The following is a 25,412-nucleotide window of genomic DNA, read 5'->3' on the forward strand; positions in this document are numbered from 1 at the left end:
GACTTATGATTCGCTTGATTTTTACCCGTTTACACAGATAAATACTTACTCACTAACTCATCCGTCAACTCTACCATTTCACCCGACGCAATAACATTGCCTTTTTCCATTAAATGAAATTCTTCGCCTACTGCACGTGCAAAAGGTAATTTTTGTTCAACGAGTACAATAGTCATGCCGTGTTCTTTGTTTAATTTAAGTAGAACGTCACGAATAAGTTGTACGATATTCGGTTGAATACCTTCGTTTGGCTCATCAAGGATCAGAATATCAGGATTAAGCACTAACGCCCTACCTATGGCTAATTGCTGTTGCTGACCACCTGATAAATCTCCACCTCTGCGATGTAACATTTCTTTAAGTACAGGAAATAACGTAAAGATATGCTCGGGTATGGTTTTACTTTTTTGACGTTTACAATTTAAGCTAAGCTTTAGGTTTTCTTCCACGGTAAGTTGCGGAAATATATCACGTCCTTGTGGTACATAACCTACCCCGATTTCAGGTCGTGTTTCCACGCCCTTTTTAACCACATCAACATCGTTGATGATCAAGCTCCCCGAACTAATAGGTAATAAACCCATGATGGATTTAAGTAAGGTCGTTTTACCAACACCGTTACGCCCCATGATGCAGGTACGAGATCCTTTTTTTATTTTAAGGTTCAAATCCCACAGTATTTGCGTACCGCCATATTGTTGATTAACAGAGGTTAACTCGATCATGCTGTTTGCTCCTGTGTGTTACTCATTGCTTTTTCTATGTCGTCTGAACCGTTAGCTTCGCCATCGTCTTCACCCAAGTAAACTTGAATAACATCTTTATTCGATTGGATTTCAGACATAGTGCCCTCTGCCAATACTGAACCTTGATGTAATACCGTAACTTGCTTAGCAATAGAGCGAACAAATGCCATATCATGTTCTACTACGACAACTGAATGCTTACCTGCTAGCGATGTTAGTAATTCAGCTGTACGTTCAGTTTCTTGTCCTGTCATACCTGCTACAGGTTCATCAACAAGTAATACACGCGGTTCAGCCGCTAGAAGCATACCTATCTCTAACCATTGTTTTTGGCCATGCGACAAACGTCCAGCAGGGTAATAACATTCTTGAGTTAGTCCTATGGTATAAAGTATTTCGGCAATACGGTCTTTTTGCTCTCCACTAAGTTTGTGAAACAGTGACGTCCATATTCCTTTGTCGCCAGCTAAACTTAACTCGATATTTTCAAATACAGATAACTCTTCAAATACCGTTGGCTTTTGAAATTTACGTCCAATACCTGCTCTGGCGATTTCAGCCTCACTTAATTGCAGTAAATCCACTTGCTGACCAAAACTTACCGTACCTTTATCAGGGCGCGTTTTACCCGTAATAACATCCATTAAGGTGGTTTTACCCGCACCGTTAGCACCAATTAAACAACGTAATTCACCATCGTTTATGTAAAGATTCAAATCGTTTAATGCTTTGAAGCCGTCAAAACTGACACTCACGTCTTCAACATATAAAATAACACCATGACGAGTATCAGGTTTAATGTTTTCGTCTGCTAGCAAAGGAGAACCATTTTTATCAACTATCATGATTGAACCTCCGTTTTTTGAATGTCTGTGCTTCTATTATTTTTACTATCCGTACCTTTGCTATTAGAACTATCGTCTTCGTTATCTTTATTACTTAATAAATGTGGTAATAATCCCGCAATACCTTTTGGAAGATACAAAGTCACTAATACAAATAAACCACCTAAAGCGAACAACCATGCTTCTGGCATAATCGCAGTAAAACGAGTTTTAGCGTAACTTACAACTACGGCACCAATTAACGCGCCGTATAATGTTCCTCTACCGCCAATTGCAACCCATACCACCATTTCAATAGAATTTAGTGGAGAGAATTCGCCTGGATTAATAATACCTACTTGCGGCACATACAAAGCGCCAGCAACACCCGCTAACATAGCTGAAACGATATAAATCCAAAGTTTGTAATGTTCAGGTTTAAAGCCAACAAAACGTACTCGTGATTCAGCATCTCGAATGGCTGTAACAACTCGCCCCATTTTAGACTTAACAATGTAATCACTAATGGCATAACCAATCGCTAAAGCAATCGCGGTAGCAACAAATAAACCAAGTTTTGTAGAGGGTTCTTGTAATGAGAATCCTAGTATTTCTTTAAAATCTGTTAAACCGTTATTACCGCCAAAACCCATTTCGTTACGGAAAAACGCCAGCATTAATGCATAAGTTACCGCTTGCGTCATTATCGATAAGTAAACACCACTGACACGTGAACGAAACGCTAAAGAGCCAAACACATAAGCTAATAAACCTGGGCCGATAAATACCATAGCGATCATCCAAATTACGCTGTCTGATCCTGCCCAGTACCAAGGTAATTCTGTAAAGTTAAGAAATACCATAAAATCAGGTAAGTCTGGATTACCGTATACACCTCGGTCGCCAATTTGACGCATTAAGTACATACCCATCGCGTAGCCACCTAAAGCGAAAAATGCTCCGTGACCTAAGCTAAGTATTCCGCAATATCCCCATACTAGGTCTACAGCTAAGGCAAGTAAGGCATAACATAAGTATTTACCGAATAAACTTACTGTATAGTCGCTTACATGAAAGAAAGATCCTTCTGCAAAAGCGATATTACAAAAAGTTACGTAAAACGCTGATATCAATAGAAAGCCAATAACAACACGTAAACTCCCAAGTTGAGCAAGCTTTTGAATTAATGGACGTATTGGTTGCGTTACACTTGTTGAATGTTTTGCGTTATTTGAAATATTCATTAGTCTGCTGATCTCCCTTTTTGTGGAAACAGTCCTTTCGGTTTTTTCTGGATGAACAACACCAAGCCCACTAATACAATAATATTGGCAAGTACTGAGCCGGTTACAGGTTCTAAGAATTTATTGAATGCACCTAGTGACATAGCTGCGACTAAAGTTCCCCATAAGTTACCTACACCACCGAATACAACCACTAAGAAAGAATCGATAATATAAGCTTGTCCTAAGTTAGGGCCCACGTTAGTTAACTGACTTAATACCACACCTGCTATACCCGCAATACCTGAACCTAAACCAAAGGTAATAGCATCTACCCAATCACTTTTAATACTTAATGCTCTAGCCATGTCGCGGTTTTGAGATACAGCACGTACATGTAAGCCTAATGAGGTTTTCTTTAAAATCATCAACAAGGCAACAAAAACCATTAATGAAAAAATGATGATGTATAAACGGTTAAAGGTTAACGAGAAAATAGGATTAATTTGCCATGAACCACTCATCCACTCAGGAGCGAGTACTTGACGGTTTAATGGAGAGAAAATGGTTCTTACCAGTTGTTGTAAGATCAAACTAATACCAAAAGTTGCTAGTAGCGTTTCTAACGGGCGACCTTTTAAATGACGTATAACGCCACGTTCAATTGCAACACCCACTAGGCCTGATACTAAGAAAGCAGCAGGAATTGCCATTAATAACGAATATTCGATTAGTTGAGGGAAAGCTTGTTGAATCACATAAGTGGTGTACGCACCCAGCATCATCATTTCGCCATGTGCCATGTTAATAACACCCATAACACCAAAAGTAATAGCTAAGCCGATAGCAGCTAGTAGCAATACTGAACCTAAGCTAATACCAAAAAATAGATTTTCAGCAAATTCAAAAAGTCCTTTTCTGCCATCGATATCTGCCATTGCTTTTTCTAGCGCGACTTTTAAAGCTTTGTCTTCTGGTGAAGCTGGCTTTTCAACTTTAGAAAGTTCTGTCGCCATCGCATTTAATACTGAAGGCTCTAAACTTGTTTTTAATTGTTTAACAGCAGCTAATTTTTCTGTGTGCTCACCTTCTAACAATTGTTGAACCAATAAAGTTACTGACATTAGCTCACGAACATCATCATCTTGCTCTGAGTTAATCAACTTTTTAATGGTTTCGATACCTATGTCATTAGGTTTGTCGAGAATTTGCTTAACCGCTTCAATGCGTACCGTTTTATCTGAGAAAGTTAAATCTAACTGTGCGAGTAAACTGCGTATTTTTCCACGTAATCGGTTATTGGTTTTAACTTTTCTAATTTTGCTTTTTGCTACAGCTTCAAGTTTGGTATTAGTTAATACATCAGTTAATGCGTATTTATTATCTGCGTTAAGCTGTGCATGCACTATTTGCTTATTACTTTTTAAGTAATACAAATCACCGTTCATTAAAGAGTTAAAAGTTTTTTTGATTTGAGGTGCCTTTGTTTGTGAAAGTTGTTCAATTAATAAAGGCATTTTTGAAAGCTTAGTGGTAGGTAGCTTTTTAAATAAAGCGATTAACTGAGCTTGCTCGTTTGATTGTGGTTCGGCTATTGTAACCTCTGCACTAACGACTTCGTTGTCGTTTACTTTTGCCGTTACTTCGCTAGCAACACTTTGCCCAGCTAAGAAACAACAAATCAAAAGTAAAAATATGCGCAACATTGCGTTTTCCTTAAGAGTTAACATGAAATTAAGACGGTGTAATGTTTATATGCCAATTTTTATAAGCACTGTGTTGAGAAAATAACAACCGCATAAGCTGACAAAACTTTACTCAAAAAATTCTTTATTGATGGTTAGAGTTACTAAGCAAAAATCCTTTGAGTAAATGGGAAGCTAGGCTTCCCATTAGCGTTTAATTACGTTTTTATTCGAAGTTTTGACCAGAACATTTGGCTGTAGTTACATCGAAGTTTCCGCATTTAACAGGGCTAGTCCAATCAGAAATTAGGTTTTTAGAGCTAGGTAAAAAGTCTGACCAAGCATCACCAATAACGGTATCTGGTGTTTCCCAAACCACTTCAAATTGACCGTCTTCTTGAATCTCACCAATTAATACTGGCTTAGATAAATGATGGTTTGAGTTCATCACCGCAGTACCACCTGTTAAGTTAGGAACAGCAATACCAATCATCGCCTGTTCAACGGCATCAACATCTGTAGTTCCAGCTTTCTCAACTGCTTTTGCCCACATGTTGAAACCTATGTAAGTTGCTTCCATAGGATCGTTCGTTACACGCTTGTCATCACCGATGTATTTTTTCCAATCAGCAATAAAGGTTTCATTTTCATCAGACTCAACACTTTGAAAGTAATTCCAAGCGGCTAAATGACCAACCAATGGCTTAGTATCAAAACCAGAAAGCTCTTCTTCACCTACCGAGAATGCCACTACAGGAATGTCTTCAGCAGAAATACCTTGGTTACCTAACTCTTTATAAAATGGAATATTTGCATCACCGTTAATGGTTGAAACAACAGCTGTTTTCTTGCCTGTTGAACCAAACTTTTTAACTTCAGCAACAATACTCTGCCAGTCTGAATGACCAAATGGTGTGTAGTTCACCATAATATCTTCGTCTTTAACGCCTTTAGACTTTAAGTAAGCTTTTAAAACCTTGTTTGTTGTACGTGGATAAACATAATCTGTACCAGCTAATACCCAACGTTGTGCTCCAATGTCATCCATTAAATAGTCAATTGCAGGAATAGCTTGTTGATTTGGCGCAGCACCTGTGTAAAAAACGTTTTTAGATGACTCTTCACCTTCATACTGAACTGGGTAAAAAAGTAAACCGTTAAGCTCTTCTAATACGGGTAAAGCTGACTTACGTGATACTGATGTCCAACAACCGAAAATAACGTCTACCTTTTCTTTTGCTAATAATTCACGTGTTTTCTCAGCAAATAGCGGCCAGTTAGACGCAGGATCTACAACTACGGCTTCAAGTTGCTTACCTAAAATACCACCGGCTTTATTTTGCTTATCGATCATCATTAATACGGTATCTTTAAGTGTTGTTTCACTGATTGCCATCGTGCCTGACAAAGAGTGAAGTACGCCCACTTTGATAGTGTCGGCAGCATATGAGATGCTAGTTACTAAACTACTCGCTACGATTGAACTCGCGATGATAAGTTTTTTCAATTTCATTTTAATACCCTGTTTTATTGATAGTTAAAGATGTTTTTTAAAAGCCCACACAAATATATGTTTCAGAAGCGGGCTAATCGAAATGATTAGTTAAAAATTCATTAGAAAGTAATTAAGGCTTCAACAGCGAAAGTATTAATATCAACGTCGTTGATTTCGTCCATGCGGTATTCAAAAACCATTAATAGATTTTCATTAACTGAGAAACTTGGAGAAATTGTGAAACCACTTGCATCTTCAAAGGTTGCGCCAGATGCATCTTCAATTTCCCAATCGTGGTAACGCAGAGTTAATGCAAAGCTTTCAAAACCGTAATTTGCCATTAATAAGAAACCTGTTGCTTCAGCATCAACACCGGCACCTGCCCAAACATAAGCTGGCGCGTTTTCTGACATGTTATATTCAGCAGCAAGAGTTAACGCATCTTTGGCATAGCTCGCCCATAAGTTAACTAATGTGGTGTCTTCGTCTGTTCCTGCTAACTTCTCAAACGAGTAAAAGCCTTTAACGGTTACTGAATCTGATGGCATGATGGCTAACATGGTTTCAACACCAATCTCTTCGGAATCAACTGACTGAGGACCCGCAAGATCGTTAACTAACGAAACAGCAGCACTAAAACCATCACCCGTGTATAAACCTGAAATACCTTGTTGGTAGTAACCATAGAAATAAGGCGCATAACCGGCACCCGAATATTGAAATAAACCTGTAGGCTCTTCAGTTTCCCAACCTGTGTAACTTAAGAAACGACCTGCTTTAACACTAAAGCTGTCTGATACTGCGTAAGTAATGAATGCTTGCTCAAGGTCTACACCTTCAGCTGAGTTTTGATACTCAATATCAACAGTAGCTGTTAACTTGTTACCAAAGTCGTAAGAAATGTCGATTTCTGCTTGGTCAATACCAGACACACTAACTGAATCACCACCATCTGGATCTGAATATACGTAAGACATATCAATAAAGCCTGAAATGCTTAAGTTATCCATTACTGATGTATATATTGAATCATCTGCTTGTGCGGCAGACACTGTACCTAATGACAATAAAACCGTTGCAGCGATAGGTGTTAATTTTTGTAAAATGTTCATATTTTCCGTCCCTTAATGTATTTCAATATCGTGTTCTATAGTTCTTATGTTTGAACAAGTAACACGGGTTGGTTTCCCCTCCTTAAATAAGTAATAAGCTGTTCAGCCAGAAAATATAAGCGTTAGCTGTTCAATTGATTTACCCAATAAGGATGGGATAAGTATTGAGTATTTTGTAAAGGGTTAATATGAGTAAAAGCGCGCAAAGGCATACGCATAATTGCGTAGTTATGTGTGAATGTAATTCGAAGACTGAGTAAAATGTATTAATAAAAGTTTAGGGGTAAACTATAAAAAAACTGATATAAAGGATAAATACCTATTAACTCAGTTATTTGTGAATATCTGGAGTTAATTATCAAAGTCAAAATAGATAAAGGAAATATGGAAAATTTAATTACAGTAAGAGAAATTCAGGAAGAAGATCATCCATTTATATTGGGGCTTTCACCTCACTTGGCAGAAGTAGCTCAGTTGGATTGGCATAGTGATGAAGCCATTCAAAAAATGCAAGATGACTATATTATTGAAATGCTAGCAGAAACATCTAAACCTCATATCACTCTTATAGCAGAGCGCAATAAAGTGAAGTTAGGTTTTATTCACGTACGAACACATGAAGATAGTATTTCAGGCGAAACTTGTGGAACAGTCCCTCTTCTTGCTGTATCTCCCAAGTCACAAGGATTAGGGGTTGGCAAGTTATTGATGGGCCATGGCGAGAAATGGGCAAAAGACATAGGCTGTAGACTGTTACACTTAGAAGTTTTTGCTAATAACAAGAAAGCAGATATCTTTTATCAGAACCTAGGTTTCAAAGCCGAATTAGTTCATATGATAAAACCTTTATAGGAAATTGATAAATTCAAAGTTTTAATTTTAGGCTTTAAGTTGTAATACTTTAAAATATTGAAGGGCTTAATTTATAATGTTGTAAATATATAACCTGAACAAATAAATGCTTAGATCATATATTTAAACCTAAAAGTAATTTACCTAAACACTTTAGTTGCTGAATTCAGGTTTTCACTGTTTTCTTTGATCTTGCTAGCTAGCGCCTGCACATCATTGGCTATAGCTGATGATGACTGCATATTTTCAGCTAAGTTATTTTGCATTTGAGCAATTTCATTTGTCACATTACCCTGTTCTTCTGTCGCCGTAGCTATAGACTCTAATTGACCACTAATACCACTAATAGATTCAGATACAGCTGATATTTCAGACAAGGTTTGTTCTGTTGCCTCTTCAACCATTGAAATTGAATTATTAACTAGCTCTATACTGTTTACCGTTTTGCCAGATTGCTGCTGCAAATTGCCGATAACATTTTTAATATCAACAACGTTCTGTTGAGTTCTTTGGGCTAATTGACGAACTTCGTCAGCTACAACAGAAAATCCTCTCCCTGCATCACCAGCTCTAGCAGCTTCAATGGCAGCGTTAAGGGCAAGCAAATTGGTTTGTTCAGCTATACTATCTATTTGTTCAGCAACTGTTGATATTTCATTGGCACTATTAGATAACTCATGAATAGCAGCAGATGAATCTTCTATATTTTTCTTGGTGCTACTTATATAAGAAGAAAGGTTATTCATAGTAAGTGATGCTTGTTTTGATGTGTTGTTAATTTCATTCGCCGCCAGTGATGCAGAATTTGTACGCTCAACCACATCACTAAAGGATGCTGTCAATTCTTCAACTGCAACAACCACTGAATGCACACGGTTTTCGACATCGCTGCTGATATTAATTTGCTCATTAGACTTATCTAATACAGCGGAAGCTGTTTTGTCTGTTTCAGAGGTGAGATGTTGCACCTCACTCACTAAGGCATGAATTTTATTTGCCATTGATGTAACAGATTCCATTAAAATATCTGTTTCTTTTTTAGAGTTTTCATTGAAGTTTAAAGAAACACTTGAGACGGCACCATCTCCCACCTCCTTTAAAGCTTCAACGGTAGGTTTTATATCTTTAAATATAGCTTTAGTGAGAATGCTTAAAACAATTAAGGTAAGGAAAACAGCAACTATACCCACAAGCGCTGTATTATTACGAATAACTTCGGCCATACTAGTCATACTTGCAATTGGCACTTCAATTACATAAGTCCAATTGTATCCTGCTATTTTTTCATAAAAATATTGAGAGTCGTTAACTAAGAACTGTCCTGAGTTACCATTTTTGACTTGTTGCTGAATTTCTTCAAAGTTTTCAGGCTTATTAGACTGGTTAAGCATTTTCAATTTAGAATCTAGTAAATACATAGTTCCGATAGAGCTCTCATTAAATGTATTTGTGGCTTCTTTAATTGCTGCTAGGGTATCGATTACTTCCAATCCAGAGAATACGATAACGTTATATTGGTCAGAGTTTATTTTTAATGGAACATAAGCCGTAACATAGTTTTTTCCAAACAAGCTGGCCATTCCATAATAACTTTTACCACTGATGAGTGTTTGATAACCTGGATGCTTCTCTTTTCCTAAAAGTGTTCCGTAAGCTCGGTCGCCATTTTCTTTTTTTAATGATGTACTCACTCGAATAAAATCATCATCTTGTGTTCTTTGAAACACTGTGATCGGCATTTTGTATTCAGCGGTTAGCTGATCAATCACAGTAAAGTTGTCAACCAATAAGTTATTACTGAGCATTAAGTTTTGTAATGGTTGCTTCAAAATATTATTAGTTTCATTAGGATTAAGCGTTAATAATGGACTTAATTTATTAACTAAATTATCAGCAACACCTTGGGTGAGTCTTAAATTTAAGCTGTATGAAGGTGACAGTAAATTAGCACTATTGTGTAATTCTGATTCCATCCGTTTTTTCGTATCTTCCATGACTAGCTGACTTGAAGATTGATAATTTACAACGGCTATGACAGCAACAAGTAAAATAATCAACAAGGAAACAATAGTTAACAATTGGTGTTGTATTTTTAAACGAAAGAAACTCTGCATGTAATTCTTATCCCATCAGCTTGTATAAAAAATTATAGTAATAAAATAATTGTAGACCCAATTCAAGCGCAAATCCAAGTAATTGAGAGGCCATAAACACAATTTTTATTCACGTAGCTATTTTCAATATCAAACAATCTATAACAATGAGATAAATCAACAAATACATATAAGTGCAATAATTTATAAAAAACCTACGCAATTCTGCGCATATCTCAATTTTGTATTTTTGTGTAGAATGCTAGTGTGCCGCTCATCAGTTATTAAAAAGATAGACAAGTTGCAATCTAATCAAAAAATACTAACCACACGCCGAACCTATAATAAGCTCGTTGCTAACGAGATGATGGAAGACTTTGCCTTACGTTTTACGGCTAAGCGAGCACGCCAGCATTCTGTGGGGAAAATAGCGATAACCGCATTAGGTATCGTGTCCTTTTTAGTATTAGAAGCCATAGGCGGTGCAGTCACCTTGAATTATGGTTTTGTTAATGCCGCTTGGGCAATATTAGCGGTTGTATTGGTAATATTTGTTAGCGGTTTACCTATTAGTTATTATTCAGCTAAATACGGTGTAGACATCGATTTGCTTAGCCGAGGCGCTGGTTTTGGTTATATTGGCTCTACCATTGCATCTTTAGTTTATGCTTCCTTCACTTTTATCTTTTTCGCCCTCGAAGCCGCCGTTATGTCGATGGCACTTTATCTGTTATTCGATATGCCGTTATATATAGGTTATGTGATAAGCGCTGTGGCAGTGATCCCGCTAGTAACACACGGCATTGCTTATATCAGTAAGTTTCAAGTATGGACTCAGCCTATATGGGCAATATTACAAGTTTTACCATTATTTTTTGTCTTTAATCATGCCGATACCGACATACAAGGATGGTTCGAATTTACAGGTAAAGCTGGAGAAACGGGCTCATCATTTAACTTATTGTTATTTGGTTCTGCATCAGCTGTGTTGCTTGCTTTAGTTGCACAGATTGGTGAACAAGTTGATTTTCTGCGTTTTTTACCTGAAAAACCTAAAAAGAGTCCATGGAAATGGTGGTTAGCTTTAGTTGCTGGCGGTCCTGGGTGGATAATATTTGGTGGTTTAAAACTCTTATTAGGATCATTTTTAGCTTACTTTGCTTTACAACAAGGTGTTGAATACGCGTTAGCCGCAGATCCTGCTCATATGTACAACTTAGCCTTTAGCTATGTATTCGACAATACCAATGTTAGCTTAATTGTTGCTTGTACCTTTGTGGTGATCTCACAATTAAAAATCAATGTCGCTAACGCTTATGCAGGTAGTTTAGCTTGGTCTAACTTCTTCTCACGTGTTACCCATAATCATCCTGGTCGTGTTGTTTGGATGTTATTTAATTTAGGCATTGCCCTGCTATTAATGGAACTCGGCATCTACCAAACCATTGAGAAAATGTTAACGGTTTATTCTGTGGTTGTATTAGCTTGGTTGAGTTCTGTGGTTGCTGATTTGATTATTAACAAACCATTAGGTATCAGCCCAAAAGGCATTGAATTTAAACGCTCGCGCTTACACGATATAAACCCTGTTGGTGTTGGCTCCATGATTATTGCCACCTTTGTTGGCTTTACCGCTCATTTTGGTTGGTATGGAGAAACCATTAAAGCACTCGCTTCGTTTATTGCCTTTGGTTTACCTTTTATTCTTGTTCCAGTCATAGGCTACTTAACTAAAGGACAATTCTATCTTGTTGATAACAACTTACCTGAGATAAAAAAATCCACCATTTGTCATATTTGTGAAAACGAATTTGAGCAAGAAGATATGACCTACTGCCCCGCTTACAAGAACGCTATTTGTTCTTTATGTTGTAGTTTAGATGTGAGATGTGGTGATAAATGTCGACCTAAGGCAACTATAGCTAAACAATCTCACCACTTTTTTAGTCGATTTCTCACTACCGCATTGTTAAGACGTTTAACGACGCCTTTAATGCAGTTTGTTGCAGTAACCTTAAGTTTAAGTTTTATTGGCGCCGGCATCTTGTTTTTGATCTATCTACAAGTACCTTTAGAAGACGACACCATTAAACAAGTTTTCGCCAGTACGCTGATTAAAATATTCTTTTTATTGTTAATTATTATTGGTGTGGTGAGTTGGCTTTTTATATTAGCAAGAAGTAGTAACCGCTCTGCCCTAAAAGAATTACGCTCACAAACCAATGCTTTGGCAATAGAAATTGATGCCCATGAAGTGACCTCAATCGCTTTACAAAATTCTAAAGAAGTGGCTGAATCTGCCAACGAAGCTAAAAGCCGATACTTAGCTGGCTTAAGTCATGAATTAAGAACACCATTAAACGTACTTTTAGGTTACGCACAATTACTTAGCCAAGATAATGCAATACCAAGCAGGCAACGTGAAACTTTATCGATAGTAAAAAGGAATGGTGAACATTTAGCCGATTTAATTGAAGGTTTGTTAGAAATTTCTAAAATTGAAGCGGGTAAAATTACGCTGCAAAATGATGATATCAACCTTAATTCCATCCTTATGCAGCTGGTTAATATGTTTCAAATGCAAGCTACTCAAAAAGGTATCGCATTTACTTACCACATCAGTAAAAATTTACCGACTTATGTAGCTACCGATAAACAACGCTTTAGACAAATATTGATTAATTTAATATCAAACGCGATTAAATATACCGAAAAAGGCTCGGTAAATTTTGATGTAACCTACAGAAATAACGTGGCTCAATTTAGTATTACCGATACAGGTGTCGGTATATCGCAAGCAAATCAAGAGTTGGTATTTAAACCCTTTGAACAAATCAGAAACACTCATACTCAAGGTATAGGTGGAACAGGTTTAGGCTTAACTATTTCACAATCGTTAGCAGAGCTTATGGGGGGTGAAATTACGTTAAAAAGTGTTATCGACCAAGGCTCTACCTTTACTTTGCGTTTAATGTTATCAAAAACTAAAGAAGCCCCTAAAGAGCCAGAATATGCGATAACAAAAGTTGTTGCTTATACAGGTCCAGAAAAAACGATATTAGTGGTAGATGATGATCCTAACCAACATCGCTTGATGAATGATTTATTGAATCCTTTAGGTTTTAAGGTGTTACTCGCCCCTAATGCTGAAACTGGTTTACAAGTGTTGGCAAACAACTCGGCTGATTTATTATTATTAGATGTAAGAATGCCTGATATGGATGGTTGGCAAATGGCTAAAAAAATACGTGGTCTTGACTATGTAATGCCTATTTTAATGGTGTCGGCTAACGCCAGGGATGCCGATGCTAACTTACAAGCCAAAAGCTTTCATAATGGCTATATTGCTAAACCTGTAAATATTGATGCTTTGTTAGGAAAAATCGCTCAGTTTTTACATATAGAATGGCAATATGAAAACATTAATAATATCAGTACAACACCCACTAAAAAGATAGAAGTAGAAACGAGATCGAGCGTTACAGCTGACCATTATCAAACTTTAATCGCTATATCTGAAATAGGTTATCTTTCTGGTTTTAAAGAGCAAATGGATAAAATAGATAATGAGTTTCATTTGCCCAATAATGTTAAATCTCAGCTAAATGAATATATTGCCCAATGTAATTTTCCGAAAATTACTCAGTATTTAAACGAACTGATTAATCAAACCAATAATAAGAAACAGGGATGAAAAATAAAATGAGTGATGTGGTTTTAGTCGTAGACGATTCTCCTGAGTCGTTAGGGATGTTAAATGTAGCCCTTAATACACAAGGATATACAGCATTAGTGGCATTAAACGGTTTACAGGCATTGTCTATTGTTGAAAAAGTTGAACCTGATGTTATTTTGCTCGACGCTGTTATGCCTGAAATGGACGGATTTGAAACCTGTAAAAAATTAAAAGCCATACTGCCTCATACACCTATTATTTTTATGACGGGACTAACCGATGTTGAAGATGTGGTAAAAGGTTTTAACGCTGGCGGTGTTGATTATGTGACTAAGCCTATATCACCCGATGAAGTTATTGCGCGTATAAAAACCCATGTAAACACAGCTAAACTTGCCTTAAGTGCTCACGATGCTTTAGATCATGCAGGTAAAAATGTATTTTGTGTAAGTAACCAAGGTCGATTAGCTTGGGCCACACCACAAGTTCACGAAATAATAGAAGAGCTTGCGGGAGCCAATCCAACACCTTGGAGTATATTAGCTGATGAGATAAAAGATTGGTTAGATACTGATACCAATGTAGATTTAATGATCTCAACATTCAACACCCCTTTTAATATTTTGTATGAACGTAAGCAGGACGATCTACATTTATTACGAATTGTTCAAACCAGTTCTCAAAAAACACCTGAAGATTTGAAAGTAAAACTGCCTATTACCAAGCGTGAATCAGAAGTGCTTTATTGGGTATCCTACGGTAAAACAAGCTGGGAAACTTCTCAAATTTTAGAAATGAGCCCACGTACTGTAAACAAACACTTAGAACAAATATTTAAAAAGTTAGGTGTAGATAATAGAACATCCGCTGCGGCTATTGCTCTGAGAATATTAGAGAGTTAAGTATTTTTAATAAAGACGAGTGAAAGTCACAAAATTATCCGTTATAACATTTAATAGAAGAACTTCTTTAAGGCAAATCACACAGTTAATATAACCCATCTTAATTTATATGGGTTTTAGGCTTTTGTGGTAAACTAACGGCAATTATTTTACAGCTATTTTTATTCCAAGCTGATTTAGCATCTTAGAGAAAATCCAATGTCTGATGAATACCCTATTGTTACTATTTCTTATCAACCCATTGAACTATGTAAATTACTCAAAATAGCCAATATGGTGTCAGGTGGTGGCGAAGCCAAAATAGTGATCAGTGAAGGTTATGTTTATTTAAATGGTGAAGTTGAATTCCAAAAAAGAAAAAAAGTATACGATAACGATGTTATAGAGTTTGATGGCGATATAGTTCAGGTAGTTTGTTCTAATTTGTCTGCGAGTAAACCGGTTAAAGTACCGGCATCTCTTCAAGAAAACATCAAAGCTAAAGGTAATACAAAAGCTAAGAAAAATGGTAAAAACAAAGCTCAAAATAAAACACAAAACAAGAAACCTGAGAATACAAATTCCCCACAATTGATTGATAGTTTTGCTGAACCAGGCAAGCCCCCAAAAAGAAGACCTATTTCATTCTAGCAAAAGCCTTCTAATCTAAATTCATACACGAACACTGATGCTGGTTTAGCGTTAAGTTATTATATAAACTTGACGCTAGCATCAGCTAAAAAGCTTAAATGATTTATAACTTCTTCTGCCAGAAAACAGCTTGCCCCATTTTTGGATCTAATTCGTAACCGGCAAAACCTTCTTTCTCATAAGCAGCTTTAGCCACCTCATTACCTTGCAATACTTCTAATGTTAACTTACAACATCCCATGTCTTTAGCGATTTGTTCAACCTTGTTAAACAATAAGTGGGTTATACCTTGTCTTCTAAAAGCTTTAACAACCGACACATCATGAAAATTAACTAAAGGTTTAGCGGCAAACGTTGAAAAACCCACAACACAATTAGCAATACCAGCGGGTTTACCATCAACTTAAGCTAACACGGTAAAAACATTACTCTGTTGTTTTAAATTCCCAATTAAATGTTTTTGCGTGTACTCAGAAAGTGGCTCACCGCCGCCCATAACATCCATCGCATAATCAATTAACAAAAAGAGTAAATCTGTTGTGTGTTGCTCGTTCTGATAATCCGCTTGTATTACTTCTATAGGCATAAATTTTTTCCTTGTTTTGTCCCCTAATTTTTCAATAATGTAACGTAATACATTACAGAATATAACCCTGTAACTCGTGGTATTAGCATTAAAAACATTAATAAAATTTATTTATAGCTTTTGCCAACTAAAGTGCCCTGCTAGAATAGCGCCACTATGAAATTAACACGTCTATTTAACGGAAATCTTTAATCCATGCGTACTAGCCAATATTTACTTTCTACACTAAAAGAAACACCAGCAAATGCTGAAGTTATCAGCCATCAATTAATGTTACGTGCAGGTTTAGTACGTAATTTAGCTTCAGGTTTATACACTTGGCTTCCCACTGGTTTAAAAGTTTTAAGAAAAGTTGAAAACATAGTACGTGAAGAAATGGAACGTGCTGGCGCATTAGAGGTTTTGATGCCTATGGTTCAGCCTGCTGACTTGTGGGAAGAATCTGGACGTTGGGATGACTATGGTCCTGAGTTATTACGTTTAAAAGATCGTCATAATCGTCCGTTTGTTTTAGGTCCAACCCACGAAGAAGTTATTACTAAGTTAGTGGCTAATGAAATTAGCAGCTACAAACAACTCCCTTTAAACGTGTATCAAGTTCAATCAAAGTTCCGTGATGAAATACGTCCTCGCTTCGGTATTATGCGTGGCCGTGAATTTTTAATGAAAGATGCTTACTCTTTTCATTTAACTGATGAATGTTTAGAAAAAACCTACCAAATCATGTTTGATGCTTATTGCAGAATATTCGATCGTTTAGGTTTAGATTACCGTCCTGTTATTGCTGATACGGGCTCTATCGGTGGCGAAGCTTCGCATGAGTTTCATGTTTTAGCTGAATCTGGTGAAGATGATATCGCCTTTAGTGACGCAAGCGATTTTGCTGCTAATATCGAAAAAGCAGAAGCTTTAGCACCTACAGGTGAACGCCCTGCTGCTACGCAAGATTTAACTGAGGTTTCAACACCAAGTGTTAAAACTATTGAAGATGTAGCTAATTTCTTAAAAGTTGACGTTAAGGCAACGGCTAAAACATTACTAGTTTTAGGTGAAGAAGTTAAAGGTCAACCTACTCCAGTTATCGCACTTGTATTAAGAGGCGATCATCAGTTAAACGAAATTAAAGCAGAGCATTTACCTTTAGTTGCGTCTCCGCTTACTTTTGCTTCAGATGAGCAAATATTAGCAGCAGCTGGTTGTGATGCAGGGTCAATTGGTCCTGTTGGTTTAAACATTCCTGTTATTGTCGATAGAAGTGCAGCTCATTTAGCTGACTTTGTATGTGGCGCTAACAAAAACGATGTTCACTTTACTGGCGCCAACTGGGATCGTGACTGTGCAGAATACACGGTTGCTGACATTCGTAACGTTGTTGAAGGTGATCCTAGCCCATGTGGTTCAGGTAACATTATTATCAAGCGTGGTATTGAAGTAGGTCATATTTTCCAATTAGGTCAAAAATACGCAGAAGCAATGAACTGTGGTGTTTTAACTGAACAAGGTAAAAACCAAACATTAACTATGGGTTGTTACGGTATTGGTGTTTCAAGAATTGTTGCTGCCGCTATTGAACAGAACCATGACAAATATGGTATCAAATGGCCTGCAGCTATCGCACCTTACCAAGTGGCGATTGTTCCAATGAACATGGCAAAATCAGCACGAGTTAAAGAAACCGCTGAAGCTATGTACGAACAATTACAACAAGCAGGTATTGAAGTAATATTTGATGACAGAAAAGAAAGACCTGGTGTAATGTTCGCAGATCATGAATTAATCGGAACACCTTTGCTATTAGTTATTGGTGAACGTAATTTAGATAACCAAGAACTTGAAGTTAAGAACAGAATAACTGGCGAAAAATCTATGATCAAAATAGAAGACGTAATGTCGTTATTCGCATAGAACTGGTTTTAATTAGTCTAAGTCAGAAAATATTAAAAAGCCGTTTTTCGTAAGGAAAAACGGCTTTTTTGTTTATGCTTCATTTTGATAAAATAGGATTTCGCTCAAATTTTAGTTAACAATTGAGTTAACCTATTTTAGAGACTACATGATTTTACTCATTGGTTAGCTCTGCACTTTTTTGATAGCCGCTAACCAATGGTTATACAAATCGTTTCTTTGCTTAGGCAACATACTTGGTTCAAACTTTCGCTCACAATGCCACATACTGGCTAACTCTTCAGTAGAAGAAAACACACCAGCCTGCAAACCAGCTAAATACGCGACACCTAAAGCCGTAGTTTCGATAATTTCAGGTCGATCAACTTCAGCACCTAAAATATTCGCTAAGAAAGATAATACCCAGTTGTTAGCAACCATACCGCCATCAACTCGTAACTTGGTTAAACGTAAACCGTCACTTTCCATGGCTTTTTGTAAGTCTTTCGTTTGATAACAAACTGACTGTAATGCTGCTGTAACTATTTCTTTAATACCTGAATCACGCGTTAAACCTAAAATTGCACCTCTAGCATTAGGATCCCAATAAGGAGCACCTAAACCAGTAAATGCAGGCACTAACACAACACCATGGTCGAAAGGCACACCTTCAACAATACCTTCAGCTTCACTCGCATTACCTATAAATTTTAAACCATCTCGAATCCATTGGATGGTAGCACCTGCCATAAAAATACTACCTTCAATAGCATAGGTAGGTTTACCATTTAGTCGATATGCAACGGTAGTGAGTAAACGGTGTTTTGAAACAAGAGGTTTATCTCCTGTATTCAACATTAAAAAACAGCCGGTACCGTAAGTACTTTTCGCCATACCTTGTTCAAAACAAGCTTGTCCGAATAAGGCTGCTTGTTGATCCCCTGCTATACCTTGAATTGGAATGGCTTCACCTAATATTTCAGGAGAAGAAAGTCCAAACTCACACGATGAATCCATCACTTCAGGTAATAATGAATTTGGAATATTAAACAAAGCTAATAGTTCTTCATCCCACTCTTGACTATGAATATTGAAAATCATAGTACGAGAAGCATTTGTAGCGTCAGTTCTATGTACTTCACCTGAGGTTAAATGCCATAGAAGAAAGCTGTCAACGGTACCAAAAGCTAATTCTCCTTTATCTGCCTTTTCTCTAGCGCCTTCTACGTTATCTAATATCCATTTAATTTTAGTCGCAGAAAAATAAGGGTCTAATAACAAACCCGTTTTACTATTAATCAATTCAGCGGTTTCAGGACTATTTATAGAATCACAATATTCTGCAGTTCTTCTGTCTTGCCAAACAATCGCGTTATATACCGGCTTACCTGTTTTTTTGTCCCACACTAAAGTAGTTTCGCGCTGATTAGTTATACCTATTGAGATCACTTGGCTAGCAGCGATGTTGTTCTCACTTAAAACACGCTGACAAACATCAACAACTGTGTTCCATATATCTTCAGGTTTATGTTCAACCCAACCATTTTTCGGAAAGTGTTGTTCAAACTCTGCTTGTGCAACTGCAAAAACTTGACCTTTTGTAGTGAATAAAATGGCTCTAGAACTTGTTGTCCCTTGATCTATCGATAAAATATATTTAGACATTGTGATAACTTTTATTGAGTAAATAGGTTATATTTATTCGATAATGCACATAAAAAATCGCTAAAGCAATAATTAATTTTCTATATCGAACATTTATAAAGATTTACCAATTGTGAACAAAAATACTTATATGTGATAATTATTGTTAGATAAATACGCTTAGCCACCTGCTTATGAATATGATTATTTAAGTGATTAAGCGTGTAATTAACTTATACATTAACTAATAAATATACAGATTATTTATAGATAAATAGTCGATTAAAAAGACCAAATTAAGGCTATCAAAATGAGTTTAAATCAACGCCAAACTGAGTTGGTAGAATTTGTACATAATAATGGGTTTGTGAATATTGATACCCTAGTTCAACATTTTGACGTTACACCGCAAACCATCAGAAGAGATTTAAATAAACTTGCTGAAAATGGCAATATTATTAGACATCATGGTGGCGCGGAAGCAGCATCAAGTAGTGCAAATACATCTTATCAATCACGTAAAATAATGAACTTAGATGCTAAAGAAAAAATAGCAAAACAAGTTGCGAGTATGATACCCAATGGCGCATCAGTTTTTATTAACATTGGTACAACAACAGAGACTATTGCTAAAGCTCTGCTTAATCACTCCAACTTAAATATAGTAACGAATAACATTCATGTAGCGACCATTCTATCGGCTAAAGAAGACTTTACTGTGATTATTGCTGCTGGAGAAGTACGCCATAAAGATGGTGGTATTATTGGTGAAGCCACATGTGATTTCATCAGTCAGTTTCATATGGATTTCGGCATTATCGGGATTAGTGGTATCAGTAATGATGGTTCTTTACTCGACTTTGATTTTAGAGAAGTTAAAGTTGCACAAGCTATAATACAAAATTCAACGACCGTTATATTAGCGACGGATCATTCAAAGTTTGGTCGAAACGCTATGGTCAAACAAGGTAATATTTCACAAATAGATCACTTCTTTACCGATGAAGTACCGCCGGGTGATTTGAATGAGATTTTAGAAACTAATAATGTTCAAACTTATGTTGTTTAATTAAACCCAGTAAGAGCACAGCTATTCTTTATAATTAATGCAGTTGTTCTGCATTTTTTATGTCTAAATATTATTTATTTTCTTTATTACTTGCATTCGAACACAAACGAACATTAAAATACTCACTAACGAAAATCATTAAGTGCCATTAAGTGATAGTTTGATGATTTAATTATTAAGTAACACATTTAAATAAGTGAGTGAACAAAATGGATAATACCTTTGATATCGTTGTTATAGGCGGTGGTATAAACGGTACAGGTGTAGCCGCTGATGCAGCAGGTAGAGGTTTGAATGTTCTATTATGTGAACAAGACGATTTAGCATCTGCAACATCATCAAATAGCAGCAAACTTATTCATGGCGGTTTACGTTACTTAGAGCATTACGAGTTCCGTTTAGTTAGAGAAGCTTTAGCCGAGCGCGAAACACTGATTAAGAATGCTCCTCATATTATAAAGCCTTTAGCTTTTCGTTTACCTCATCAAAGACATTTAAGACCTTCATGGATGATCCGTATCGGTTTGTTCATGTACGACAATTTAGCTAAGCGCGTTACCTTACCTTCTTCTAAAGGCATAAAGTTTTTAGAAGATAGTGCTTTAGTACCTTCAATTAAAAAGGGCTTTGAATATTCAGATGGTTGGGTAGACGATGCTCGATTAGTTGTTCTTAATGCGATCTCAGCAAAAGAAAACGGCGCAGCTATTTTAACGCGCACTCAATGTATTAAAGCATACAGAGAGAATGACCTTTGGGTTGTTGTACTCAAAGATGTTTTAACTGGTAAAGAAAAAACAGTTAAAAGCAAAGCTATCGTAAATGCTTCAGGTCCTTGGGTAGCTAAACTATTTAGTGACGCTCTAACGATTAAATCGCCTCAGAAAGTTCGATTAGTAAAAGGCAGTCATATTGTTGTTCCTCGTATACATGATGAAGAGCAAGCTTACATGCTACAAAATGCTGATCAGCGTATTGTATTTGTTATACCGTTTGAAGATGAATTTTCTCTTATCGGTACAACCGACGTTGAATATGACGAAAATCCAAGAGACGTTAAAATTTCTGACGATGAAATTAACTACTTAATCAATATCACCAATGAGTACTTTAAGAAGAAAATCTCACGATCTGACATTGTCACTACTTATTCAGGTGTAAGACCTTTACTAGATGACGAATCTGACTCTGCCCAAGCCGTTACTCGTGATTACACATTAGAGTTAAGTGATGAAGATGATAAAGCGCCTATTTTATCTATTTTTGGTGGAAAAATTACCACATACAGAAAACTATCTGAAGCCGCTGTAAATAAAGTAGCCCCCTATTTTAGAAATATTGGCGATAAGTGGACAGCATTAAAAGCATTACCCGGCGGAAACTTTAAAGATAAAACAGATTTACAAGCTGAAATTGAAAATAAATATCCGTGGTTATCGTCGAGTTTAATTACTCGTTATGTTAGAAGTTATGGCACCTATACCTATTTATTTTTGAAAGAAGCCAAAAATATAGAATCTTTGGGGCAGTGTTTTGGTAAAGATTTATACGAGATTGAAGTAAACTATTTAATTGAAAGTGAATGGGCTTTAACGTTAGAAGACATTATTTGGCGACGTAGTAAACGAGGCTTATATTTAACAGAAGCAGAGAAAAACAAACTACAGCACTTTATAGATAATCACCCTTTGATTATTAAACGTTTATCTTAATCGAGATACTTATCAAAGATGACAGTTAAATATATGCAGAGAAGAAACTCGCCTGATGCTTTTCTCTCTGCTTTAGTATTAAAGCTAATATAATAGGTAAATATTCTTAAACTAATCACCTAATAAAACTTAACATCATAAAAACAACAACTTGATAGATACGCGTTACCAAATAAAGGCGTTTTATTTATATCAAGTCATCTGTTTTTGTTTAACTATCACTTCATGGTGTTTCAGGATAGGTACTTGTTAAACGTTTTAACGAGTAAGAATTATCAATAAATCTGTAACCCTTCCGAAGAGCTAAATTTAAAAAAAATGATACAAGAACCACATTTATCAACTAAAAGCTAAAGCTATTTCTTTATGATATAAATATGAATTCACCGTGCAATATTTCTTTTTAAACGCTATTATCGTTAAAATAATAAAAACACTACAAAAGGTACTTTTTAGATTGAACTCTAAAGTATTAGGTTTCCTTTTTCATGCAAGTTATCTCTTTTCTAGAACAGGCCAATAAAACAATAAAGGTTGGCTTTCTATTTTTCTTCATTGCTTCGATAAGTCTTGTTTTATGGTTAGTTGCCAAAAATCTATGGGGCTTAGGCGATTACCCAAGTATTGTTTCAACACAAACGCCTATTGAATATGAATATTTACTCACAGCAGAACAACAGCCTGATTTAGAACCACCAATTTCGAGCATGCATTTGTTTGTTAACAAAGAGCGCCTAGATTCAAATAAAATAAGTGACAACTTTTACTGGGTTAAGTTAACTATAACGAATAAAACCGACAATAAGCTAAACAGAATTTTACATATTGATGCTCTTTCAGAAAATATACATTCGCATTACAAAGTCACTAAACAAAAAGCCCCTATAGAAAAAATAACATTAGAAAATTCAATTTTTCAGCACATGTTTCCACATTTTTCTTTTAACTTACCCGCACATGATTCTCTTTCCTTTTTTATTCAACTTAAAACAAATACTAACCGTGTTGCTCCTGTAAAAATATATGACTACGCATACTTTGACCGATATATTCATACTTCTATCGCCCTATTTGGTGCCTTTATAGGTATAGTTTTACTGATTTCTAAAAACAATATTGCTTTATATATATCTCTCAAAGATAGAGTGAATTTTACCTATGCAGCTTACTTAATTTGCACCTTCTTAGTGTTTTCAACGAGTAGTGGTTTTGGTTATTTATTGTTTTCAAATGACTTTCAATTATGGCTAAATCAGCAGAGTTTATATTTTCAATATGCTCTTAATATTTATTTGATCATTTTTTCTTTGTATTTCTTACAAGATAGAATAATGACAAATAAGGTATTTAAAATAAGGTTTTATACCCTTATCGCAACTTTTATCGTATTAGTTTTAGCTGCGCAGTTTGTCTTCTCTAGCCACTTAACTATTTTCCTATGGTTACAACCTATACTTTGGCTATTCGGGATATTAGTTGTTTTTAGAAACATTAATAAGAAATTTGTTTGGGCGAAGTTTTATTATATTTCATGGCTTCCTTATTTAGCGGGTTCCGTCACTCAATATTTAATTTCAGTTGGCTATGTGGAGTATTCATTTGTTGCTAAAAATGCTTTTATTCTCGGTGTTATTACACAAATAGGTTTTATCGCTTTAGCATTAACAGAAAGAATGAGGAAGAATGAACAAGACAAGTTACATCACCTCAGTCATCATATTAAGTCTGGTTTACCACGACAGTTAAATTTAACAAATACCATAAAGAGACTTAGTGATAATAATGAAAAATTTAGTGTGATTGTTATCCAACCTGAGCATATTCAAAACATGCAACATTATGTTGATGACATAACTTTATTTGCTTTATTTAAGCGATTTAACCAGAGCTTAAGCTTATATTTTAATAATAACAAAGCCATTAGCCCAATTACCTTTGATAATGAAAAGCTTAGTTATATTCAAGGAAAGTGTATTGGTTTTATTGTAAACCTAGATGAGCTTAAAGTATCAACTGAAGTTTTTATTCAATCGATACAAAACATTCTGTGTAAAGCCTATACGATAAAAGATCTGAATTTATCATTAACCGGTGTCATTGGTATTGCTCATTACCCAGAACATGGAACAACAAGCAAACAATTAATTAAACATGCAATTTTAGCGATCAGAGAAGCCCAAAACACGCCTGAGAAATGGGCAACTTATGAAACGCATACTCGAGATAATTCAACTTTCTTACTTGAACTTGCTTCTGATATTCAACATGCTTTACGTAATAATGAATTACAGATATATCATCAACCACAAGTCGATCTAAAAACCAGTAAAGTCTGTGGTAGTGAATGTTTGATCCGTTGGAATCACCCAACTAAAGGCTATATTTCTCCATCAATATTTATTCCGGTAGCGGAAGATATGGGTTTGATTAATAAGATCACTTTATGGGTTTTAGAACAGTCTCTAGCTCAACATACATTAATTATGGAAGACTACCGAAGTCATATGGTGTCTATTAATATTAGTGGCATCAATTTAACATCTAAAGGCTTTTATCAAGAAATGTTAGATATAGTGGACAAATTCAACGTTCCTACAGAAAAAATTATTTTTGAAATAACTGAATCCGCTAACATTGCCAAAAATGAACATGCTGTACAAGTGATAGATAAATTTACAGCTTTAGGGATAAAAGTAAGTATTGATGACTTTGGTACAGGTTATTCATCATTAGCCAATTTAGATAAACTGCCCTTTCAGGAATTAAAGATAGATCAGCAATTTGTTGAAAATATTCATAATGATGAAAAACGCCGTGTAATAGCAGAAACTACCGTAAAAATGGCAAAAGGTGTTGGCTTAGAAGTTGTTGCTGAGGGACTAACCACGTTACAAGATGAAACGACATTATCAGCTTTTGGTTGTGATATAGGCCAAGGATATTACTACTCTGAAGCTTTGCCTATTCGAACATATTTAGAATGGTTATCGGCCCAAGTAAATGGCAAAACACCCGATGATTTTCATGGTGAGTTCATTCCAAAATCAACATAATATCAAGAGCGAGATGAAAGGCTTAGTACCCACCAAATTTATAGTAATTGTTTACTCTGTAACTTAATTTGAGGTCTTTCAACTCTATACTTGAACTGATAATCATCACTTAAGCTCGGTTGGTTTTATTACTCAACCTAATCTAATATTTAACGTTGTAAGATAATAATCTTTTATAAATAAAATTCTGTCTTCATCATCTTTCTAATCTCAGCAAAGCTTTAAA

At 35.8% G+C, this 25,412-nt stretch carries 17 protein-coding genes and 1 pseudogene; 8 read left to right on the top strand and 10 right to left on the bottom strand.

Annotated elements, in window-relative coordinates:
* Positions 1 to 29: 29 nt before the first annotated feature.
* From urtE to Q5N69_RS08540, 6 genes are all read right to left on the bottom strand, one after another.
* Positions 30 to 725, bottom strand: a complete 696-nt coding sequence (gene urtE, locus Q5N69_RS08515; RefSeq protein WP_304368451.1) for an urea ABC transporter ATP-binding subunit UrtE — start codon at positions 723 to 725, stop codon at positions 30 to 32.
* Positions 722 to 1,591, bottom strand: a complete 870-nt coding sequence (gene urtD, locus Q5N69_RS08520) for an urea ABC transporter ATP-binding protein UrtD (protein ID WP_304368452.1) — start codon at positions 1,589 to 1,591, stop codon at positions 722 to 724. The genes urtE and urtD overlap by 4 nt, the downstream gene beginning before the upstream one ends.
* The gene (urtC, locus tag Q5N69_RS08525) at positions 1,588 to 2,814 is read right to left on the bottom strand and encodes an urea ABC transporter permease subunit UrtC (protein WP_304368453.1); all 1,227 of its coding nucleotides are present in this window, start codon (positions 2,812 to 2,814) and stop codon (positions 1,588 to 1,590) included. The genes urtD and urtC overlap by 4 nt, the downstream gene beginning before the upstream one ends.
* The gene (gene urtB / locus Q5N69_RS08530) at positions 2,814 to 4,499 is read right to left on the bottom strand and encodes an urea ABC transporter permease subunit UrtB (RefSeq protein ID WP_304368454.1); all 1,686 of its coding nucleotides are present in this window, start codon (positions 4,497 to 4,499) and stop codon (positions 2,814 to 2,816) included. The genes urtC and urtB overlap by 1 nt, the downstream gene beginning before the upstream one ends.
* 205 nt (positions 4,500 to 4,704) lie before the next feature.
* Positions 4,705 to 5,991, bottom strand: a complete 1,287-nt coding sequence (urtA, locus tag Q5N69_RS08535) for an urea ABC transporter substrate-binding protein (protein WP_304368456.1) — start codon at positions 5,989 to 5,991, stop codon at positions 4,705 to 4,707.
* 101 nt (positions 5,992 to 6,092) lie between these two features.
* Entirely contained in the window at positions 6,093 to 7,085 is a 993-nt protein-coding gene (locus Q5N69_RS08540) for an outer membrane beta-barrel protein (protein WP_304368457.1), read from the bottom strand.
* 384 nt (positions 7,086 to 7,469) lie between these two features.
* Between Q5N69_RS08540 and Q5N69_RS08545 the strand changes: the two genes are divergently transcribed.
* Positions 7,470 to 7,937 carry an N-acetyltransferase gene (locus Q5N69_RS08545; RefSeq protein ID WP_304368458.1) on the top strand — a complete coding sequence of 156 codons (468 nt, stop codon included), beginning with the start codon at positions 7,470 to 7,472 and terminating at the stop codon, positions 7,935 to 7,937.
* 140 nt (positions 7,938 to 8,077) lie between these two features.
* Here the strand turns inward: Q5N69_RS08545 and Q5N69_RS08550 are convergent, their stop codons facing one another.
* Positions 8,078 to 10,051: a methyl-accepting chemotaxis protein gene (locus tag Q5N69_RS08550; protein ID WP_304368459.1), complete on the bottom strand. Its 1,974-nt coding sequence runs from the start codon at positions 10,049 to 10,051 to the stop codon at positions 8,078 to 8,080.
* Positions 10,052 to 10,331: 280 nt separating this feature from the next.
* Between Q5N69_RS08550 and Q5N69_RS08555 the strand changes: the two genes are divergently transcribed.
* From Q5N69_RS08555 to Q5N69_RS08565, 3 genes are all read left to right on the top strand, one after another.
* Positions 10,332 to 13,724, top strand: a complete 3,393-nt coding sequence (locus Q5N69_RS08555) for an ATP-binding protein (RefSeq protein WP_304368460.1) — start codon at positions 10,332 to 10,334, stop codon at positions 13,722 to 13,724.
* Complete coding sequence (locus tag Q5N69_RS08560; protein ID WP_304368461.1) at positions 13,721 to 14,608, top strand: DNA-binding response regulator; 888 nt, start codon at positions 13,721 to 13,723, stop codon at positions 14,606 to 14,608. Before Q5N69_RS08555 ends, Q5N69_RS08560 begins: the two co-directional genes overlap by 4 nt.
* 198 nt (positions 14,609 to 14,806) lie before the next feature.
* Entirely contained in the window at positions 14,807 to 15,238 is a 432-nt protein-coding gene (locus Q5N69_RS08565) for an RNA-binding S4 domain-containing protein (protein WP_304368462.1), read from the top strand.
* A 103-nt stretch (positions 15,239 to 15,341) separates the two neighbouring features.
* Here Q5N69_RS08565 and Q5N69_RS18360 read toward each other — a convergent pair.
* Positions 15,342 to 15,626, bottom strand: a pseudogene (locus Q5N69_RS18360) (GNAT family N-acetyltransferase); the annotation flags it as partial.
* Positions 15,627 to 15,641: 15 nt separating this feature from the next.
* Positions 15,642 to 15,824, bottom strand: coding sequence for a hypothetical protein (locus Q5N69_RS18365; RefSeq protein ID WP_342866480.1), 183 nt, complete (start codon positions 15,822 to 15,824; stop codon positions 15,642 to 15,644).
* Between the two features lie 195 nt (positions 15,825 to 16,019).
* Here Q5N69_RS18365 and Q5N69_RS08575 point away from each other — a divergent pair, with 195 nt between their 5' ends.
* Entirely contained in the window at positions 16,020 to 17,729 is a 1,710-nt protein-coding gene (locus tag Q5N69_RS08575) for a proline--tRNA ligase (RefSeq protein ID WP_304368463.1), read from the top strand.
* Between the two features lie 165 nt (positions 17,730 to 17,894).
* Here Q5N69_RS08575 and glpK read toward each other — a convergent pair whose 3' ends face one another.
* Positions 17,895 to 19,373 (bottom strand): glycerol kinase GlpK, encoded by a 1,479-nt coding sequence (glpK, locus tag Q5N69_RS08580; RefSeq protein ID WP_304368464.1) that lies wholly within the window; start codon positions 19,371 to 19,373, stop codon positions 17,895 to 17,897.
* A gap of 289 nt (positions 19,374 to 19,662) precedes the next feature.
* Between glpK and Q5N69_RS08585 the strand changes: the two genes are divergently transcribed.
* From Q5N69_RS08585 to Q5N69_RS08595, 3 genes are all read left to right on the top strand, one after another.
* A complete protein-coding gene (locus Q5N69_RS08585; RefSeq protein WP_304368465.1) occupies positions 19,663 to 20,421 on the top strand; it encodes a DeoR/GlpR family transcriptional regulator in 759 nt (252 codons plus the stop codon).
* A 200-nt stretch (positions 20,422 to 20,621) separates the two neighbouring features.
* Positions 20,622 to 22,133 (top strand): glycerol-3-phosphate dehydrogenase, encoded by a 1,512-nt coding sequence (gene glpD / locus Q5N69_RS08590; protein ID WP_304368466.1) that lies wholly within the window; start codon positions 20,622 to 20,624, stop codon positions 22,131 to 22,133.
* Positions 22,134 to 22,621: 488 nt separating this feature from the next.
* Positions 22,622 to 25,186 (top strand): EAL domain-containing protein, encoded by a 2,565-nt coding sequence (locus tag Q5N69_RS08595; RefSeq protein ID WP_304368467.1) that lies wholly within the window; start codon positions 22,622 to 22,624, stop codon positions 25,184 to 25,186.
* Positions 25,187 to 25,412: the final 226 nt, after the last annotated feature.

The organism is Pseudocolwellia sp. AS88 (assembly GCF_030551755.1).
GTDB lineage: Bacteria > Pseudomonadota > Gammaproteobacteria > Enterobacterales > Alteromonadaceae > Pseudocolwellia.

Bases quoted from the DNA above. Each gene is read 5' to 3' on its own strand.
- urtE (WP_304368451.1), bottom strand. From the start codon at position 725: ATGATCGAGTTAACCTCTGTTAATCAACAATATGGCGGTACGCAAATA.
- urtD (WP_304368452.1), bottom strand. From the start codon at position 1,591: ATGATAGTTGATAAAAATGGTTCTCCTTTGCTAGCAGACGAAAACATT.
- urtC (WP_304368453.1), bottom strand. From the start codon at position 2,814: ATGAATATTTCAAATAACGCAAAACATTCAACAAGTGTAACGCAACCA.
- urtB (WP_304368454.1), bottom strand. From the start codon at position 4,499: ATGTTGCGCATATTTTTACTTTTGATTTGTTGTTTCTTAGCTGGGCAA.
- urtA (WP_304368456.1), bottom strand. From the start codon at position 5,991: ATGAAATTGAAAAAACTTATCATCGCGAGTTCAATCGTAGCGAGTAGT.
- Q5N69_RS08540 (WP_304368457.1), bottom strand. From the start codon at position 7,085: ATGAACATTTTACAAAAATTAACACCTATCGCTGCAACGGTTTTATTG.
- Q5N69_RS08545 (WP_304368458.1), top strand. From the start codon at position 7,470: ATGGAAAATTTAATTACAGTAAGAGAAATTCAGGAAGAAGATCATCCA.
- Q5N69_RS08550 (WP_304368459.1), bottom strand. From the start codon at position 10,051: ATGCAGAGTTTCTTTCGTTTAAAAATACAACACCAATTGTTAACTATT.
- Q5N69_RS08560 (WP_304368461.1), top strand. From the start codon at position 13,721: ATGAAAAATAAAATGAGTGATGTGGTTTTAGTCGTAGACGATTCTCCT.
- Q5N69_RS08565 (WP_304368462.1), top strand. From the start codon at position 14,807: ATGTCTGATGAATACCCTATTGTTACTATTTCTTATCAACCCATTGAA.
- Q5N69_RS18365 (WP_342866480.1), bottom strand. From the start codon at position 15,824: ATGCCTATAGAAGTAATACAAGCGGATTATCAGAACGAGCAACACACA.
- Q5N69_RS08575 (WP_304368463.1), top strand. From the start codon at position 16,020: ATGCGTACTAGCCAATATTTACTTTCTACACTAAAAGAAACACCAGCA.
- glpK (WP_304368464.1), bottom strand. From the start codon at position 19,373: ATGTCTAAATATATTTTATCGATAGATCAAGGGACAACAAGTTCTAGA.
- Q5N69_RS08585 (WP_304368465.1), top strand. From the start codon at position 19,663: ATGAGTTTAAATCAACGCCAAACTGAGTTGGTAGAATTTGTACATAAT.
- Q5N69_RS08595 (WP_304368467.1), top strand. From the start codon at position 22,622: ATGCAAGTTATCTCTTTTCTAGAACAGGCCAATAAAACAATAAAGGTT.